The sequence below is a fragment of the Streptosporangium sp. NPDC049376 genome (assembly GCF_044466505.1).
Classification (GTDB): domain Bacteria; phylum Actinomycetota; class Actinomycetes; order Streptosporangiales; family Streptosporangiaceae; genus Streptosporangium.
The window spans coordinates 62,639-79,461 of record NZ_JBITMT010000001.1 but is presented as its reverse complement, the minus strand read 5'-3'; the positions used below and the strand labels follow the sequence as shown (position 1 = coordinate 79,461).

At 71.1% G+C, this 16,823-nt stretch carries 15 protein-coding genes and 1 pseudogene; 7 read left to right on the top strand and 9 right to left on the bottom strand.

Annotation, left to right across the window (positions count from 1 at the left end; genetic code table 11):
* Window positions 1–71: 71 nt before the first annotated feature.
* The 4 genes from infB to rimP form a co-directional block, all read right to left on the bottom strand.
* Window positions 72–3,179 carry a translation initiation factor IF-2 gene (gene infB, locus ACIBVQ_RS00325; protein ID WP_352008448.1) on the bottom strand — a complete coding sequence of 1,036 codons (3,108 nt, stop codon included), beginning with the start codon at window positions 3,177–3,179 and terminating at the stop codon, window positions 72–74.
* Between the two features lie 142 nt (window positions 3,180–3,321).
* Window positions 3,322–3,624, bottom strand: coding sequence for a DUF448 domain-containing protein (locus ACIBVQ_RS00320; RefSeq protein WP_352009435.1), 303 nt, complete (start codon window positions 3,622–3,624; stop codon window positions 3,322–3,324).
* On the bottom strand, window positions 3,608–4,615 hold the full coding sequence (gene nusA / locus ACIBVQ_RS00315; RefSeq protein WP_352002912.1) for a transcription termination factor NusA: 1,008 nt from the start codon (window positions 4,613–4,615) through the stop codon (window positions 3,608–3,610). The genes ACIBVQ_RS00320 and nusA overlap by 17 nt, the downstream gene beginning before the upstream one ends.
* A gap of 11 nt (window positions 4,616–4,626) precedes the next feature.
* Entirely contained in the window at window positions 4,627–5,127 is a 501-nt protein-coding gene (gene rimP / locus ACIBVQ_RS00310; protein ID WP_362774331.1) for a ribosome maturation factor RimP, read from the bottom strand.
* 189 nt (window positions 5,128–5,316) lie between these two features.
* Here rimP and ACIBVQ_RS00305 point away from each other — a divergent pair, with 189 nt between their 5' ends.
* Both ACIBVQ_RS00305 and ACIBVQ_RS00300 read left to right on the top strand, forming a co-directional pair.
* Window positions 5,317–5,844, top strand: coding sequence for a hypothetical protein (locus ACIBVQ_RS00305; RefSeq protein WP_399174715.1), 528 nt, complete (start codon window positions 5,317–5,319; stop codon window positions 5,842–5,844).
* Window positions 5,841–6,314, top strand: coding sequence for a ferritin-like domain-containing protein (locus tag ACIBVQ_RS00300; RefSeq protein WP_362774325.1), 474 nt, complete (start codon window positions 5,841–5,843; stop codon window positions 6,312–6,314). The genes ACIBVQ_RS00305 and ACIBVQ_RS00300 overlap by 4 nt, the downstream gene beginning before the upstream one ends.
* Window positions 6,315–6,401: 87 nt before the next feature.
* Here the strand turns inward: ACIBVQ_RS00300 and ACIBVQ_RS00295 are convergent, their stop codons facing one another.
* Together ACIBVQ_RS00295 and ACIBVQ_RS00290 are read right to left on the bottom strand one after the other, a co-directional pair.
* Entirely contained in the window at window positions 6,402–8,144 is a 1,743-nt protein-coding gene (locus ACIBVQ_RS00295; protein WP_399174712.1) for a proline--tRNA ligase, read from the bottom strand.
* 521 nt (window positions 8,145–8,665) lie between these two features.
* Entirely contained in the window at window positions 8,666–9,334 is a 669-nt protein-coding gene (locus tag ACIBVQ_RS00290; RefSeq protein ID WP_399174710.1) for a hypothetical protein, read from the bottom strand.
* A gap of 198 nt (window positions 9,335–9,532) precedes the next feature.
* On the opposite strand from ACIBVQ_RS00290, the gene ACIBVQ_RS00285 reads away from it, so the two are divergent.
* On the top strand, window positions 9,533–10,846 hold the full coding sequence (locus tag ACIBVQ_RS00285) for an FAD-dependent oxidoreductase (protein WP_399174708.1): 1,314 nt from the start codon (window positions 9,533–9,535) through the stop codon (window positions 10,844–10,846).
* A 57-nt stretch (window positions 10,847–10,903) separates the two neighbouring features.
* On the opposite strand, the gene ACIBVQ_RS00280 is transcribed toward ACIBVQ_RS00285, so the two are convergent.
* The 3 genes from ACIBVQ_RS00280 to ACIBVQ_RS00270 all read right to left on the bottom strand — a co-directional run bounded on the left by ACIBVQ_RS00280 (window position 10,904) and on the right by ACIBVQ_RS00270 (window position 13,222).
* Complete coding sequence (locus ACIBVQ_RS00280; RefSeq protein ID WP_362783552.1) at window positions 10,904–11,578, bottom strand: copper homeostasis protein CutC; 675 nt, start codon at window positions 11,576–11,578, stop codon at window positions 10,904–10,906.
* 43 nt (window positions 11,579–11,621) lie between these two features.
* Window positions 11,622–12,263 (bottom strand): GNAT family N-acetyltransferase, encoded by a 642-nt coding sequence (locus ACIBVQ_RS00275; RefSeq protein ID WP_362910958.1) that lies wholly within the window; start codon window positions 12,261–12,263, stop codon window positions 11,622–11,624.
* A gap of 212 nt (window positions 12,264–12,475) precedes the next feature.
* Window positions 12,476–13,222, bottom strand: a complete 747-nt coding sequence (locus tag ACIBVQ_RS00270; protein WP_352008439.1) for a GntR family transcriptional regulator — start codon at window positions 13,220–13,222, stop codon at window positions 12,476–12,478.
* Window positions 13,223–13,818: 596 nt separating this feature from the next.
* Here ACIBVQ_RS00270 and ACIBVQ_RS00265 point away from each other — a divergent pair.
* The 4 genes and pseudogenes from ACIBVQ_RS00265 (at window position 13,819) to ACIBVQ_RS00250 (ending at window position 16,746) form a co-directional block, all read left to right on the top strand.
* On the top strand, window positions 13,819–14,619 hold the full coding sequence (locus ACIBVQ_RS00265) for a sensor histidine kinase (RefSeq protein WP_399174705.1): 801 nt from the start codon (window positions 13,819–13,821) through the stop codon (window positions 14,617–14,619).
* A complete protein-coding gene (locus ACIBVQ_RS00260) occupies window positions 14,616–15,029 on the top strand; it encodes a response regulator transcription factor (RefSeq protein ID WP_399174702.1) in 414 nt (137 codons plus the stop codon). The genes ACIBVQ_RS00265 and ACIBVQ_RS00260 overlap by 4 nt, the downstream gene beginning before the upstream one ends.
* An 80-nt stretch (window positions 15,030–15,109) precedes the next feature.
* A pseudogene (locus ACIBVQ_RS00255) lies at window positions 15,110–16,002 on the top strand (ATP-binding cassette domain-containing protein).
* 168 nt (window positions 16,003–16,170) lie between these two features.
* Window positions 16,171–16,746, top strand: a complete 576-nt coding sequence (locus ACIBVQ_RS00250) for a hypothetical protein (protein WP_399174700.1) — start codon at window positions 16,171–16,173, stop codon at window positions 16,744–16,746.
* The last annotated feature ends 77 nt before the right edge of the window (window positions 16,747–16,823 follow it).

Genomic DNA, 16,823 nt, shown 5'->3' with positions numbered 1-16,823 from the left:
CGGCTCCGGGAGCCGCCCACACTGTGGGCGGCTCCCTCGGCCGTTACGGTGCCCGTGCCGGACCGGTGGCGTCAGACGCGCGGCTTCTCCCGCATCTCGAACGTCTCGATGACGTCGTCGATCTTGATGTCGTTGTAGCCGACACCGATACCGCACTCGTAGCCCTCACGGACCTCGGTCGCGTCGTCCTTGAACCGGCGCAGCGAGCTGACCGTGAGGTTGTCGGAGATGACGACACCGCCACGGATGATCCGCGCCTTGCTGTTCCGGACGATCGTGCCCGAACGGACCAGCGCACCGGCGATGTTGCCGATCTTCGGCACCTTGAAGACCTCGCGGACTTCGGCGGTGCCCATCTGGACCTCTTCGTACTCGGGCTTGAGCATGCCCTTCAGGGCCGCCTCGATCTCCTCGATCGCCTGGTAGATGACCGAGTAGTAGCGGATGTCGACGCCCTCGCGCTCGGCCAGGTCGCGTGCCCGGACCTCCGGGCGCACGTTGAAACCGATGATGACGGCGTTGTCGTCCGCGACCGCCAGGTTGACGTCGTACTCGGTGATCGCACCGACGGCGCGGTGGAGCACCCGCAGGCGGACCTCGTCGCCGACGTCGATCTTGAGCAGCGCGTCCTCAAGGGCCTCGACCGAACCGGAGACGTCACCCTTGATGATGAGCTTGAGCTCGTCGACCTGGCCCTTCTCCATCTCGCTGAAGAGCTCTTCGAGCGTACGGCGGCGGCCGGACCTGGCCATGTCCGCGATGCGCTTGCGAGCCGCCCGCTGCTGGGCGATCTGCCGGGCCATCCGGTCGTCGGTGACGACGATGAAGTTGTCACCGGCCCCCGGCACCGCGGTCAGACCGAGCACCTGGACCGGACGAGACGGGTCGGCCTCGTCGATCAGCTTGCCGTTGTCGGCGACCATCGCCCGGACGCGGCCGAAGGCCTCGCCACAGACGATCGAGTCACCGACGCGGAGCGTGCCGCGCTGGACCAGCACGGTCGCGACCGGGCCGCGGCCCTTGTCGAGGTGCGCCTCGATGGCGACGCCCTGGGCGTCCATCGTCGGGTTGGCCCGCAGGTCGAGCTCGGCGTCCGCGGTGAGCAGGATGGCCTCAAGCAGCTCGTCGATGCCGGTCCCGTTCTTGGCGGAGATGTTGACGAACATCGTGGTGCCGCCGTACTCCTCGGCGACCAGGCCGTACTCGGTGAGCTGGGCCCTGACCTTGTTGGGGTCGGCGCCCTCCTTGTCCACCTTGTTGACCGCGACCACGATCGGCACGTCGGCCGCCTGGGCGTGGTTCAGAGCCTCGATCGTCTGCGGCTTCACACCGTCGTCCGCCGCGACGACCAGGACGGCGATGTCGGTCACCTTGGCACCACGGGCACGCATGGCGGTGAACGCCTCGTGACCCGGGGTGTCGATGAAGGTGATCCTCCGGTCCTCGCCCTCGTGCTCGGTGGAGATCTGGTAGGCACCGATGTGCTGGGTGATGCCACCGGCCTCCCGCGCGACCTCGTTGGTGTGCCGGATCGCGTCGAGCAGCTTGGTCTTACCGTGGTCGACGTGACCCATGACGGTCACCACCGGCGGACGCGCGACCAGGTCGCCCTCGTCGCCCTCGTCCTCGCCGAACTCGATGTCGAAGGACTCAAGAAGCTCGCGGTCCTCCTCCTCCGGGCTGACGACGAGCAGGTTGTAGTCCAGCTCGGCGGCCAGCAGCTGCAGCGTCTCCTCGTTGACCGACTGCGTGGCGGTCACCATCTCGCCGAGGTGCAGCATGATCTGCACCAGGGACGCCGGGTTCGCGCCGATCTTGTCGGCGAAGTCCGCCAGGGAGGCGCCACGCGACAGACGGATCGTCTGACCGCCACCACGGGGAGCCTGCACGCCGCCGATCGCCGGGGCCTGCATGTTGTCGAACTCCTGGCGCCTCTGGCGCTTGGACTTGCGACCACGGGTCGGACGTCCGCCGGGACGGCCGAAGGCGCCCGCCGTACCGCCGCCACGGCCACGGCCACCGCCGCCACCGGGACGACCGGCGAAGCCGCCGCCACCGCCACCACCGGGACCACCGGTTCCGGTGCCGGGACGACCCGCGCCACCGCCGCCACCGGGACGACCGGCGAAGCCGCCGCCACCGGGACGACCACCGCCGCCACCGGGACGACCGGCACCGCCGGGACGGCCGCCGCCGGGAGCACCGGGACGCCCGCCGCCGGCGGGAGCCGGACGGCCCTGGGGCATCATCATCGGGCTGGGCCGGGGACCGCCGGGACGCGGACCACCCGCGCCCGCGCCGCCACCGGGACGGGGGCCACCCGAGGGAGGCCCGGGACGCGGACCGCCGGGACCGGCCTGACCCGCGCGCGGAGCGCCGGGACGAGGCCCGCCGTCACGCTGACCCTGCTGCTCGCGGGGCCCGCGGTCCTCACGCGGACCGCCGGGACGCGGACCCCTTTCGGGGCCGCCGCCCTCACGACCGGGACGCGGCGGACGGGCCTGGCCCATGCCGCTGGCGTTCGAGGAGAACGGGTTGTTGCCGGGGCGCGGCCCCGGACGCGGGCCGGGACGCGGGCCCGGCTTGGGGCCGCCCGCAGCGGGGGCACCCTGACCGGGACGAGCGCCCTGGCCGCCACCGGGACCGCCGGAAGGACGGCCCTCGGTACGGGGGGCGGGTCCCGGACGCGGACCCGGACGCGGACCCGGCTTGGGGCCGGGGGCGGCGGGACGGGGTGCCTCGAACCTCGGCGGCTGGACCGGCGAGGGCGGCTGCTGAGGCTGCGCCTGCTGCTGAGGCTGTGCCTGCTGGGGCTGGGGAACCGGCGGGGCCTGAGGCGCGGGGGCCGCGGGACGTGCCGCGGCGGGACCCGGCCTGGGGCCCGGCTTGGGAACCGGTCCCGGCTTGGGAATCGATGCCGGCGACGGAGCGCCGTTTCCGGCCTGGCCTCCGGCCGGCCGGGGTGCCGCCTGCGGCGGCCTGGGCGACCTGTTGCCGCCCCTGTCGGACGAACCCTTGGGGGGACCGCCCAAAGCTTCCGTGAGCCTGCGGACTACCGGTGCTTCGATAGTCGAGGACGCCGAACGCACGAACTCGCCCATCTCCTGGAGCTTGGCCATGACGACCTTGCTCTCCACACCGAACTCCTTGGCGAGCTCGTATACCCGGACCTTCGCCACTGCACTCCCTTACTCGGCCCGGGAGGCTGTGCCGCCGGACCGTCGTTACGTAGACGTACTCATCGCCGCATGCTCATCAGGCGCTCATAGCTATCTGACCAGCCCATCAACTCGGCGTCCTACATGACAGTTGGCAACCATTTCACCCGTTCCTTTCGGAGTGGAGCCCTTCCAGGTGTTCTCGCACTCGCGAGACGTCAAGCGGGGCCGCGGCACGAAACGCGCGCGGAAACGCTCGGCGACGCTCGGCGAGATCGAGACAGCTCAGGGAGGGATGCAGTGAAGCACCACGCCCTTGGAGCCGTCGTCGCAGATCAGGGACGATGACGCCCTCGACCACCACCAGGCGGAGCAGCTCGGAGGAAACCGTGCGAACCCGACAGCCCACACAGGTTCTCAGTGGGGCCGCCCGGTCACCATATTCCAGCTTACCGTGTGGACGCATCTGCGGAACCGGCCGCATCCCCCGCTTGTGTATCGGGACGGATGTCGATGCGCCATCCGGTCAGGCGATTGGCCAGCCGGGCGTTCTGCCCCTCCTTGCCGATGGCGAGGGAGAGCTGGTAGTCGGGAACGATCACACGGGCCGCGCGCCCCTCGGGGTCGATCACCTCGACGTGGGAGACACGGGCAGGCGAGAGGGCGTTGCCCACGAACTCCGCCGGGTCCTCCGACCAGTCGATGATGTCGATCTTCTCGCCGTGCAGCTCGGCCATGACGTTGCGCACGCGCGAACCCATCGGGCCGATGCAGGCGCCCTTGGCGTTGACGCCGGGGCGCCGGGAACGGACCGCGATCTTGGTGCGGTGACCCGCCTCGCGGGCGATCGCCGCGATCTCGACCGTACCGTCGGCGATCTCCGGAACCTCCAGGGCGAAAAGCTTCTTCACCAGCCCGGGGTGGGTCCGCGACAGCGTCACCGACGGCCCCTTGTGGCCCTTCTTGACCTGGACCACGTAGCAGCGGATGCGCTCGCCGTGGACGTACTCCTCGCCGGGCACCTGCTCGTTGTGCGGCAGCACCGCCTCGATCTTGCCGAGGTCGACCAGGACGACCCTGGGGTCCTTGCCCTGCTGGATGACGCCCGCGACGAGCTCACCCTCACGGCTGGCGAACTCGCCGAAGTTGATCTCGTCCTCGGCGTCCCTCAGCTGCTGGAGGATGACCTGCTTGGCGGTGGTCGCGGCGATGCGGCTGAAGTTGCCCGGGGTGTCGTCGAACTCCCTGAGCACCTCCCCACTCTCGTCGTCGAGCTCCGCGGCGAAGATGGTCACGTGCCCTGACTGCCTGTCGAGCTCGGCACGGGCCTTGGCCGCGGCCCCCTCGCTCCGGAAGTACGCGATCAGCAGTGCGTCCTCGATCGCCTTGACGACCAGGTCGAAGGAGATGTCCTTCTCCCGCTCCAGGCTGCGCAGGACGCTCATGTCGATGTCCACGAGGCTCCCCCTTAGCCTTCGTCGCCGTCTTCGCCGTCGTCTTCGGCGTCGTCAAACCGGCGGAATTCCACCTGCACCCGTCCTCGGGCCAGGTCCTGATAGTCGATGCGGCGGGTCACGCCGTCGACGTCGATCTCTACGCCGGTGTCGTCCGTGGCGACGATCCGGCCCTCAACCAGCGTGCCGTCCCGCAGGTCGGCCTTGACCAGCCTGCGCACCGCGCGGCGCCAGTGACGCGGCTCGGTGAGCGGCCGGTCGACCCCGGGAGAGGAGACCTCAAGCACGTACGGCGTCGCGCCCATCGCGTCACCGTCGTCCAGCGCCGTGGAGACGGCGAGGCTGACCTCGGCGACGTCGTCCAGGCTCACGCCGCCGTCACGGTCGACGATGACACGCAGCAGACGCCGCTTGCCCGCCGGTGTGACCGTGACGTCCTCCAGGTCGAGCCCGAAGGAGCAGGCGACAGGTTCCAGCAGCTTCATCAGGCGGTCGCGGGATGTGGCGCTGCCCATGCCGACCTCCCATTGTCACGATCTAAGCGGGCGGACCTCGCCCTTGCGGTTCACCAGCCTATCCACACCGGGGCGTGGAAAGAGCGCCACTCGGTGTGGCGAAGCCGTCCGAGAAGCGCGGTGATTGTGATTCCAAGCCCGTACGATGCTAGATGCGTCAGCAGCCACATCCATAACCGGAGGTCGTCCGTGCGTTCCGTCTCCCGGCGCTCCCTGCTGCGGGGCGGCGCTCTCGGAGTGGCCGCCGTGACCGTGGCCGGATGCGCCACCGGCAGGCCCGTGTCCTCACCCTCGCCCACCGCCGAGCAGCCGGACCCGGAGATCATGCTGATCAGGCAGCTCATCGCGGGCAAGGAGCGGACGATCGCGCTCTACTCCTCGGCCGCCTCCGACAGGCTGACGCCCTTCAGACGACGGCACGAGGCCCACCTCGCCGAGCTCCGCCGCCGGCTGCCCCGCGAGAGCGCGCCGGTCTCTCCCTCCTCCTCGGGGGCCCCGGCGACTCCGGCCGCCTCGGCGTCCCCGGGAGCCTCGGAAACCGCCGGGCCGGGCTCCAGGAAGGCGGTCTCCGTCAGGAGCCTGCGTGACATGGAGCGTGAGTCGGCGGCCCTGCGGCCACGTCAGCTCGACGGGGTCTCCCCCGCGCTGGCCCAGTTGATCGCCTCCATGGGCGCCTGTGAGGCCGCGCACGCCCTGGCCCTTTCGAGGCCGCTGTGAGAGGCCAGGACCTTGAGACGGCCCTGGCCGCCGAGCACGCGGCCGTCTACGCCTACGGGGTCATCGGCGCCAGGACCACCGGCTCCCTGCGCGCGACCGCGACCGCCGCCTTCAACGCGCACCGCGCCCGCAGGGACCAGCTGCGCGCTTTGATCACGGCGTCCGGTGGCGTCCCGGTCGAGCCCGACCCCGCCTACCGGCTTCCGGTCACCCCCTCGACGCCCGCCCAGGCCGTCGAGCTCGCCACGCTGGTCGAGCGGGGCGTCACGGCCGCCTACCTGGAGCTCACCGCCTCCTCCGACACCGCCGTCCGGCGGATGGCCGCGCTGGCCATGCAGGAGTGCGTCACCCGCTCCTACGGACTGCGCCCGGAGATCGAGACCTTCCCCGGCATGCCCGCCGCCCCGGCCCCGGCCCCGACCGTCTCGGGCACCCCCGGCGCGCCGTCCTCCTCCGTCCCGCCGTCCTAGACACCCGCCCCCGTACGGCACGGCCTCGCGGGCACGCCGAAGAGGCGGGCCACCCCACGGGTGACCCGCCTCGTCCAAGCCTTCCGGTCAGGCGCCGCAGACCGCCAGAACACGTTCGACGGCCTCGTCGACGGGGATCTCCTCCTTGACGCCTCCGGCGCGGTCACGCAGCTCGGCGACCCCCTGGGAGAGCCCGCGGCCGATGATCAGGATCGTCGGCATGCCGAGCAGTTCGGCGTCCTTGAACTTGACGCCGGGGGAGACGGAGGGGCGGTCGTCGAGCAGCACGCGCAGGCCCCGGGCGTCGAGTTCCTCGGCGATCCTGGTGGCGACCTCGATCTGGTCCTCCTTGCCGGTGCCCACGATGTGGACGTCGGCGGGGGCGACCTCGCGGGGCCAGACCAGGCCCAGCTCGTCGTGCCGCTGCTCGACCAGTACGGCCACGGCCCTGGAGACGCCGATTCCGTAGGAACCCATGGTGACGCGGATCGGCTTGCCGTCGGGGCCGAGGGCGTCGAGCTTGGCGGCGTCCGCGTACTTGCGGCCGAGCTGGAAGATGTGGCCGATCTCGATGCCCCGGTCGATGGACAGGCCTGCCCCGCAGACGGGACAGGAGTCGCCCTCACGGACCTCGGCGGCCTCGATGGTGCCGTCGGGAACGAAGTCACGCCCGGCGACCACGTCGACCGCGTGCTTGCCCGGCTCGTTCGCACCGGTCACCCAGGATGTGCCCTCGACCACGCGGGGGTCGACGAGGTAGCGGATGCCGAGGTCCTTGAGCACCTGGGGGCCGATGTAGCCGCGGACCAGGCCGGGGTGCTTGGCGAAGTCCTCGCCCTCGAAGATGGCGGGCTCGCCGGGGGCCAGGGCGGCCTCAAGACGCTTGAAGTCGACCTCGCGGTCCCCGGGGACGCCGACGACCAGCGTCTCCACCTTGTCCGAACCGGGCGTGACGACCTTGACCACGATGTTCTTGAGCGTCTGCGCGGCGGTGACGCCCAGACCGTGGTGCTCGTTGACGTAGGCGACCAGCGACTCGATGGTCGGCGTGTCCGGGGTGTCCAGCACCCGCTGCGCGGGCCGTTCCCCGGAGATCGCGGCGGGTGCGGGCGTGGTGACGGCCTCGGCGTTCGCGGCGTAGCCGCAGTGGTGGCAGGCCACGAAGGTGTCCTCACCGGTCTCGGCCGGGGCGAGGAACTCCTCCGAGGCCGAGCCGCCCATGGCGCCCGAGGTGGCGAAACAGATCTTGTAGGTGATGCCGAGCCGGTCGAAGGTCCTGATGTAGGTCTCACGGTGCTGCTCGTAGGAGCGCTTGAGACCGTCGTCGTCCAGGTCGAAGGAGTAGGAGTCCTTCATGACGAACTCCCTGCCGCGCAGGATGCCTGCCCGGGGACGGGCCTCGTCGCGGTACTTCGTCTGGATCTGGTACAGCGTCACCGGATAGTCCTTGTAGGAGGAGTACTCCCCCTTCACCATGTCGGTGAACATCTCCTCATGGGTGGGGCCGAGCAGGTAGTCGGCGCCCTTGCGGTCCTTGAGACGGAAGAGCGTGTCGCCGTACTCCGTCCAGCGGCCGGTGGCCTCGTAGTACTCCCGGGGCAGCAGGGCGGGGAAGAGGACCTCCTGGCCGCCCATCCGGTCCATCTCCTCGCGCACGATGCGCGTGACGTTCTCCAGGACTCTCTTGCCGAGCGGCAGCCAGGAGTAGACGCCGGGTGCGACACGACGAACATAACCGGCGCGGACGAGCAGTTTGTGGCTCGGGACCTCCGCGTCTGCCGGGTCGTCCCTCAGGGTTCGAAGAAACAACGACGACATGCGCAGCAGCACGGCTACTCCTAGCTAGCAGGGATCGATGAACCACAGGCTATCTATTCGTGTCCCCTTGCGCCGCCTGCTGTGTCTCCTTGCGCCGCCTTCGGCGTCGCGGGCTTGGGCGCCCCGAGTCGATGCTTTCCCTCGTCGCTGTGTCTCCTTGCGCCGCCTTCGGCGTCGCGGGCTTGGGCGCCCCGAGTCGGCGCTTTCCCTCGTCACTCCGTCGCTGCGCTCCCGCGTTCCTCAGTCCAAGCGCCGACGCGCCCAAGCCGAAACCCCTCCCACACGGCGCCGGTAAAGCACAAGGTCAAACCCTCACTCTGGGCGTCGGAGAGCTCGATCGACTCAATCGGCCCCAAGCGTGAGGAGTTTCGGCTTGGGCCTTACCGGTGCCGTGCGTGAGGGGTTTCGGCTTGGGCGCGTCGGTGTCTGGACTGAGGAGTGAGGGAGCGCAGCGGACGAACGACGAGGGAAGACACCGACTCAGGGCGCCCAAGCCCGCGCCGCCGCAGGCGGCGCAAAAAGGCAGGGCACAACTACATACCGATCGCGAACACGAACGCCGCTGAGAGGACGGTCAGGGCCACCACGGCGCAGCGGCCCAGGGAGCGGCCCCTGCGTAGTGCCAGGAGCAGTCCGATCACGAACACGGCCACGAGGAGGGTGTCCCAGGGCCAGAATCCCCGGATGTACTCGGGGCCGCCCCGGAGGGTTTTGTCGAGCCCGTCGATCGCGACGATTCCAACGAGCGCGCCGCAGGCCAGGTCGCCCCACACGTCACGTCGTCCGCTGAAGTAGGCGAGCACTCCGAAGGTCGCGAGGGTGGCGACGGTGAGGTTCACCGTCGGGCCGTTGCTGCCGAGGACCATTCCCGGCCCTCTGGCGGTGAAGTTGAGCAGGTTCGCGCCCGACTCGAAGATCGTGGCGGCCAGCAGTGCGATGAGGGGGCCGAAGCTCGCCAGCGCGCTGGTCAGGGCGGCCCAGCCGAATCCCGCGGCGGTGCGCCCCACGATCACGACGAACAGGACGTACGCATACGGCTCGTAGAGCGAGTGGATCAGTTGTGGCCCGTAGGAGAGCAGCGCTCCGGCCGCGCCGAGGATCATGCCGACCAGGAGGGAGAGCACCATGTGCAGAAGGATTGCCCGCTCCTGCCGGTCTCCGGCGAGGTAGTCGTATTCGAGCGTATGGTCCGATCCCGCCAAGGTCAGTGATCCCCCGATCGCATTGCCCCCATAACCATGCAAAGCATATCTGACCTGCAAGAATGACCCAAATACCCCAAGAGATGGTCAAGAGGAGCGCCGGGAACCCGGCCCGCGCAACGGCCGCGTCACCCTGGCCGCCCGGCGCCGTGGTGGGACAGAATCACCCTCAGGGGCGGTCACCGCTTGGGAGGCGACATGGCACCGGAGAACAGGCCGTTGAGGGTCGCGGTCGTCGGCTCGGGACCGGCCGGTCTCTACACGGCGGAGGCCCTGACGAGGCAGGCCCCCGGAGCCGTCGAGGTGGACGTGCTCGAACGGCTGCCGACGCCGTACGGACTGGTGCGCTACGGCGTCGCCCCGGACCACACCTCGATCAAGTCGATCGCCGACTACCTGCGACGGGTCCTCGAACTGCCGAACGTCCGCTTCCTCGGCGGTGTGGAACTCGGCCGGGACGTCTCGGTCGCCGACCTGCTGGCCTGCTACGACGCCGTGGTCTACTGCACCGGTGCGCCGGTTGACCGGCGGATGGGCGTGCCGGGCGAGGACCTGCCGGGAAGCGCGGCGGCCACGGACTTCGTGAACTGGTACTGCGGCCATCCCGAGGTGCCGGCCGACCGGTTCACCCTCGACAGTCCCGAGGTCGCGGTGGTCGGCGTCGGCAACGTCGCGGTGGACGTGGTGCGTGTCCTGGCCAAGTCCGCGCGGGAGCTGCGCGCCACGGACGTGCCCGAGGAGGTGCTCGCCCGCCTGGCGGCCAGCCGGGTGCGGGTCATCCACATGATCGGCCGCCGGGGGCCGGAGCACGCCAAGTTCACCCTGAAGGAGCTGCGGGAGCTCGGCGAGCTGACGAACGCGGACGTGCACGTGCGTCCGGACGAGTCGGCGGCCGACCTGTCCCGGGCTTCGCGCCAGGTCAGGGGGAACGTCGAGGTGCTGCGCGGCTGGGCGGCCCGCACCCCCGCCGGTCGTCCCCGGCGGCTTGAGGTCCGCTTCTGGATGCGGCCCGTGGAGATCGTCGGCCGGGACCGGGTCGAGGGGCTCAGGCTCGAACGGACCAGGCGGACCGAGGACGGGATCGTCGGGACGGGTGAGTTCGAGACCCTTCCCGTCGGGATGGTGCTGCGCTCGGTCGGCTACCGCAGCCTCCCGCTGCCCGGCGTGCCCTTCTCCGAGCGGACCTCGACCGTGCCGAACGAGGCCGGCCGGGTCCGTGACCGCGAGTACGTCGCGGGCTGGCTCAAGCGCGGCCCGACCGGTGTGATCGGCACCAACAAGTCCGACGCCGCGGAGACCGTCCGCACGCTCCTGGCCGATCTCGCCGGCCGTGCGCCCGTGCCGCGCGGCGGCCTGGACGCCCTGCTCGCCTCACGGGGCGTCTCCCCCGTCACCTACGACCGCTGGCTGGCCATCGAGGCCGCGGAGATCGCCCTGGCCAGGACGCTGGGCCGGGGCGAACGCGTCAAACTCCTGGGCCTGGACGCCATGCTCGACGCCGGCGGCCGGTGACCTCACCCGGCTCGGCGGGCCCTCCCCGGCGCGTGGGCCGCGACGAGGAGGGCGGCGTCAGTCGATCAGGGCCCGCCACTCACGGACCCTGCGCGCCTCGACCGGGTGCGCCCACGAGGCCCGTACGGCACCTCCGACGTGGAAGGCGCGCACGCCGTATTCGAGCAACGCCGGGACGTGTGTGGGCTTGAGCCCGCCACCGGCCATGATCAGTGGCCCGTCCCCCGCCTCGCAGCGGGTCTTGAGCACCCGCAGGCCGTCCCCGACGCCGCTGGGCGCGCCCGAGGTGAGCACGGTCGCGAGGTTGGGCAGCAGCCGTACGGCCCGCCACCCCGCCTGGACGTCGGCCGCGTGGTCGACGGCCCGGTGGAAGGTCCAGGGCAGCGGGGCGACGGCGTGGATGAGCGCCTCGGTCGCGGCGAGGTCGACCGTCCCCGCCTGGTCGAGGAAGCCGAAGACGAACCCGGCCGCGCCCGCCTCCGCGAGGGCCTTGGCGTCACGCCGCAGGCTCTCCAGAGTCTCGGGCCCGGCCAGGAAGGAGGCCTCGCCGCGCAGCATCACCATCTGCGGCAGCGCGCACTCCTTGGAGATCGCCGCGACCGTCTCCACCGCCGGGGTGAGCCCGTCGGACGCGATGTCGGCGACGACCTCAAGACGGTCGGCACCGCCCTCCTCAGCCGCGACGGCGTCGCGGACGTCGAGCGCGATCACCTCAAGCAAGGAACCGGTCATGGGGTGAGGCTATCGGATGACTTTGTCCTGGGATCGCCGTGGTTCAGACATGTTCGGCGAGGGAGGAGTCGTGGCTGCTCACAAGCGGTCCACGGCGTCCGCCGAGCCCGCGCCGGTCGGTGAACGGCAGCGCCGTACCGAGGCCGCCGCGTACGCCTCCGGGCCGCTGGAACAGCGCTCCCGAGGCGCGGTGCGGGAGGTCCACGGTGCGCAGGTGGGTGAAGCGCTGACCCCGGTAGTAGTCCTGAAGCCTCATGTTGTCCTTGGAGCAGTCGAGCCTGAGCCAGCGCCCTCCGGCGGCCACCACCCGCAGGCCCGCCCAGTCGAGCAGGGCCCGCCCCAGACCGAGACCGGAGCAGGAGCGGGCGACCGACAGCTTGTGGACGTACAACGCGGCGCCGGGGAGGTCCTCCGCCCGCCAGAACTCGGGGTCGGCGTTGCCGTCGAGGGCGATGGTGGCCACCACGCCCCGCTCGCCCTCCACCAGATACATGTCACCCGTCTCGATCAGCGGGGCTATGCGCGCGGCGGGGAAGCCTCCGGCGGGCCACTGCCGTACGCCTCTGCCGTTCAGCCAGTCGGCGGTCTCCGCCAGGAGGGTGAGGACCTCCCCGAGGTCGGCGGCGGTCGCGGTGCGCAGCGCGAGCGGACGCGCGGTGACGGTACCGACGGTGTTGGAGTGCATGATTGATCCCTTCGTTGCACAGGGTGCGTGAAGAGGCACGGAGAGTAACCGTTCGATGACGCACGGTGTCCATGCCGGCCCAGGCGAATGCCTAGGGGTCCAGGGAGGGCGGGGGCAGCGGCCCGCGCCCTGCCGCCTTGGGCGGGCGGCCCGGCAGGCGCCCGCGGCGCGGGCGTGCTGGGAGCCGGCCCGGCCGGGCGGTCACGGAGATGTCAGCGGCTTTCCAGCTCGTACCTGATCAGGTGCTTGTCCGCGGGGAGCACGGAGACGGCGACCCGGACGGGGGTGTCGCCCTCGTCGTAGCCGACCCTGATGTAGACGACGACCGGCGTGCCCGACTGGAGCTGCAGGCGGTGGGTCTCCGAGGTGTTCGGCATCCTGGCCCAGATGTCGTCGACCATGCGGACCTGACGGTGGCCCAGCTCGGTCAGCACCCTGTTGGCGCCGCGCGTGATGTCGCCGGGACGGGCGATCTCGGAGTCGGCGACCAGGGACAGCGGGAAGTAGGAGTCGTTGGTGTTGTACGGCTGGCCGTCGACGAAACGCAGCCTGCGGCGGACCACGGCGAACTCGTCGTCGGCCAGTTCCAGCCTGCTGGCGATCTCCTCGGCGGGCTGCACGATCGCGACCTCGATGTGCTGGCTCGGCACGCGCCCCTCCTGGGAGACCGCCCAGGCGAAGGCCTCCTTGGTCTCCTCCGGCTGCGGCTGGAGCTCCCGCTGGGGGTGGATGAGCAGCGGCCTGCGCTCCCTGACGACGGTTCCCCTGCGGGGGGTGCGGGTGATCAGGCCCTCGTTGACCAGCTCTCCGAGGGCGAGCCGTACGGTGTTGCGGCTCACCTGGTGGATGCCCATGAGCTCGACCTCGGTCGGCAGCTGATCGCCCGGCCGGAGCGCACCGGAGTAGATGGCCCTCCGGAGTTCGGAGGCCACCAGCTGATACAGCGTTGACCGCGGCATTAAGTCCCCTTTGTGCCAACAAAACTAGACGATTTGGTTTTACCGGGGAACAGCCTCTTGACCCAACCTCTCGTTACCCGCATCATCCAATCGTTGGTACAAATCCATCGAAAGGTCGGCAAGGGGGTGAACGCCGGTGCCATCGGTCCGCGTGGGCGCGCCACGCCCGTCCCGGCGCGACCTCGGCGGTCCGACGCGCCTACTGCGCTGCGCGTCGCCCCGCCACGGATTCCCCCACACCTACCAGAGCGATGGGGACGGCACACGAGCGCTTTCGGTACCGACAGATCTGACCCTTTGGTGGAGAAATAGGTTTTTTGTCCGAAATGAGAAAGGCGGCATCCGCCCTCTCTTCCGGCGCCACCAGGGTCCGGTCTTCGGCGACACCCCCTCCGGGGAGGCGCGGGTTCCTCAGGTCCGCGTCTCCCCTGTCACCGGCCCCCGGCGCGGGTAACCGGTTCGAGGACCCCAACCCTCGCCGGGGTCCTCGCATCGCCGCGCCGGGCAGGAGCGCGTCCTGGCGGGTCCCCCACGCCCGCCAGGACGCGTCTCCGCTCTCCCGCCCGTCCGGCGGCTCCGGCGACTAAGATCACCCCATGCGGTCGGGGCGGAAAGTCGGGCTGCTCCTGGGGCGTCCCCAGATCTTCGACGTGACGCTGGTCGTGCTCCTCTTCCTGCCCTCGCTGATCGTCCTGCCCTTCACCCTGCTGGACGACGATCCGGACACGGCCATGAGGGCGGGGCTGTTCCTGCTCGCCGTCCCGCCCCTTCTGGCGCGGCGCCGCCACCCGGTCCCGGTCGCCGTCGTGATCGCGGCGCTCGACATCGCGGGGCGCCTGACGATCACTCCTCCCGGTGACGGCCGCCTACGCCGTCACGTCCTCCGCGTCCCTCACGGCGGGCCCCCAGTCCTCCGGCGCGTTCGCCTTCGGTGCTCTCTCTTCCCGCTGGTCCTCACCGGCGCCGGTCTGCTGGCGCGATCGAGGGCGGAGACACGACCGCTCAAGGAGAGCATCCGGACCGAGGAGGCGGTGCAGGCCGAACGCCGCCGCATCGCCCGTGAGCTGCACGACGTCGTCGCCCACCACATCACCGTGGTCAGCGCGCTGGTCGGCGGAGCCAGGGTGACCCTGCCCACGGAGCCGCCCGAGGCCACGCAGGCGCTGCTGGCCGCCGAGCAGAACGCCAGGCAGGCCCTCACCGAGATGCGGCACCTGCTGAAAGTGCTACGGGCCGACGGCTCCGGAGGCGACGACGGGCCCGTGACCGTCCCGCCCTCCCCCGGCGGCTTCGGCCTGGTGGGGATGGCCGAGCGGGTCGCGCTGTGCGGGAGAAGCCTGGACGCCGGACCGGGACCGGCGGGCGGCTTCCGGGTCCACGCGAGGCTGCCGCTGTGATCACCGTGCTGCTGGCCGACGACCACACCCTGGTCAGGACCGGATACCGGCTCATGCTGAACGCCCAGCCGGGCATCACCGTGGTCGGCGAGGCCGCCGACGGCCTGGAGGCCGTGGCGCCGCGTCTGCTCCTCGGCCTCATCCGCACCCACGTCAGAGGCGCCCCGTCCCAGGCACCCGCCCGGATCCGGGGCCGGACCCCTCTCGACGGGCTCACCGCGAGGGAGCTGGAGGTGCTGACGCTCATCGGCGGGGGCCGCTCGAACGCCGAGATCGCCGACGCGCTCGCGATCTCACCGAACACCGTGAAGAACCACGTGACGGCGTTGTTCGCCAAGATCGGCGCACGGGACCAGGCGCAGGCCGTGATCGTCGCCTACGAACGGGGCCTGGTCAGACCAGGAGAGTAGGACCCGGCTCCCGGTCCGGGCCGCCGCGGACGGTCCCGTGGCAGGAGGAAACGCCCGCCCCCTCCGGAGAGCCTTGGGGCATGACAGCGATACGGGCCATCGGCCTCACCAAGGAGTGCGGCGGAACCACGGCCGTCGCGGGCCTGTCCTTCGACGTCAGACCCGGTCTGGTGACCGGTTTCCTGGGGGGCCGAACGGAGCGGGCAAGTCAACCACGATGCGCATGACCCTCGGCCTCGACCGGCCGACCTCGGGGACGGTGACGGTCGGCGGGGTGCCGTACGGCGAGCTCAGGCACCCGCTGCGCAAGGTCGGCGCGCTGCTGGACGCCAAGGCCGTGCACGGCGGGCGCAGCGCCCGCGACCACCTGCTGGCCATCGCGCGGAGCAACGCGATCCCCGCCTCCCGGGTCGGGGAGGTGCTGGAGACGGTCGGGCTCGGCGCGGTGGCCGGGCGGCGGATCGGAGGGTTCTCGCTGGGCATGTCGCAGCGGCTCGGGATCGCCGCGGCGCTGCTGGGAGACCCGGAGATCCTGCTGTTCGACGAGCCGGTCAACGGGCTCGACCCCGACGGGATCCTGTGGATCCGCACGCTGATGCGTGACCTGGCCGCCGAGGGGCGCACCGTCTTCGTCTCCAGCCACCTCATGAGCGAGATGGCCCAGACCGCCGACCGTCTCGTCGTCATCGGCAGGGGGAGGCTGATCGCCGACGCCGGGATGGAGGAGTTCATCGGGCGCAGCTCGCAGGGGTACGTCCGGGTGCGCTCGCCGTACCTGGCGGAGGTGGCCGGGTTGCTGCCCGGTGCCGAGACGCACGGGGACCACCTGCGCGTCACCGGGCGCTCTCCCCTTGAGGTCGGGACCGTCGTCGCCGCGCGGGGGCTGGCGGTCGAGGAACTGACCCTCGTCAGGCCGACCCTGGAGGCCGCCTACATGGAACTGACCAAGGACAGTCTGGAGTACTCCTCATGATCGACGTGATGCGGTCCGAGTGGACCAAGGTGCGCTCGGTGCGCTCGACCGTGTGGACCCTGGGCGCCGTGACGGCGCTGATGGTCGCGCTCGGCGCGGCCGGGGCGCTGGTCGCCGTGAGCGCCGGGGGCGGCGGGCGCCTGTCCGACCCCGGTCTCCGTCAGCCTGATGGGCATCATGCTCGCGGCGCCGGTGACGGCGACGCTGGGGGTGATCGTCGTCTGCGGCGAGTACCGCACGGGCTCGATCCGCGCCTCCCTGGTCGCGGTGCCGGACAGGCTGAGGTTCCTGGCCGCCAAGACCGCCGTGCGCACCGGGGTCACGTTCGTCGTGGGCGTCGTCGCCTCCTTCGCCGCCTTCCTCGCCGGTCAGGCCGTGTTCGCCGGGCGGGCGGCGGCGGTCTCCCTGGCCGATCCCGGCGTGTTGCGGGCCATCGTCGGCGCCGGGCTCTACCTGGCCGCGGGCGGGCTGCTCGGGCTGGCGCTCGGCACGTTGATCAGGCACACCCCGGGCGCGATCGTGACGGCCTGCGCACTGCTCATGGTGCTGCCGACGCTGGTCGCGTTCGTGCCCGGCGAGCTGGGCAGGAGGCTGGTGGAGCTCACCCCCTCGAACGCGGGCAGCCGGATCGCCCTGGTCAGTCCCGTCGGGATGGGGCCCTGGACCGGCTTCGCCGTCTACCTGGCCTGGATCGCGCTCCCGCTCGTCGTCGCCGTTCCCCTGTTCAGGCACCGTGACGCCTGAACAGGCCGGCACGCGAAACGGGCTGTCCTCGCGGCGTCGCAGGTCGCGGGGACAGCCCGTTCTGATGGGGATTACCC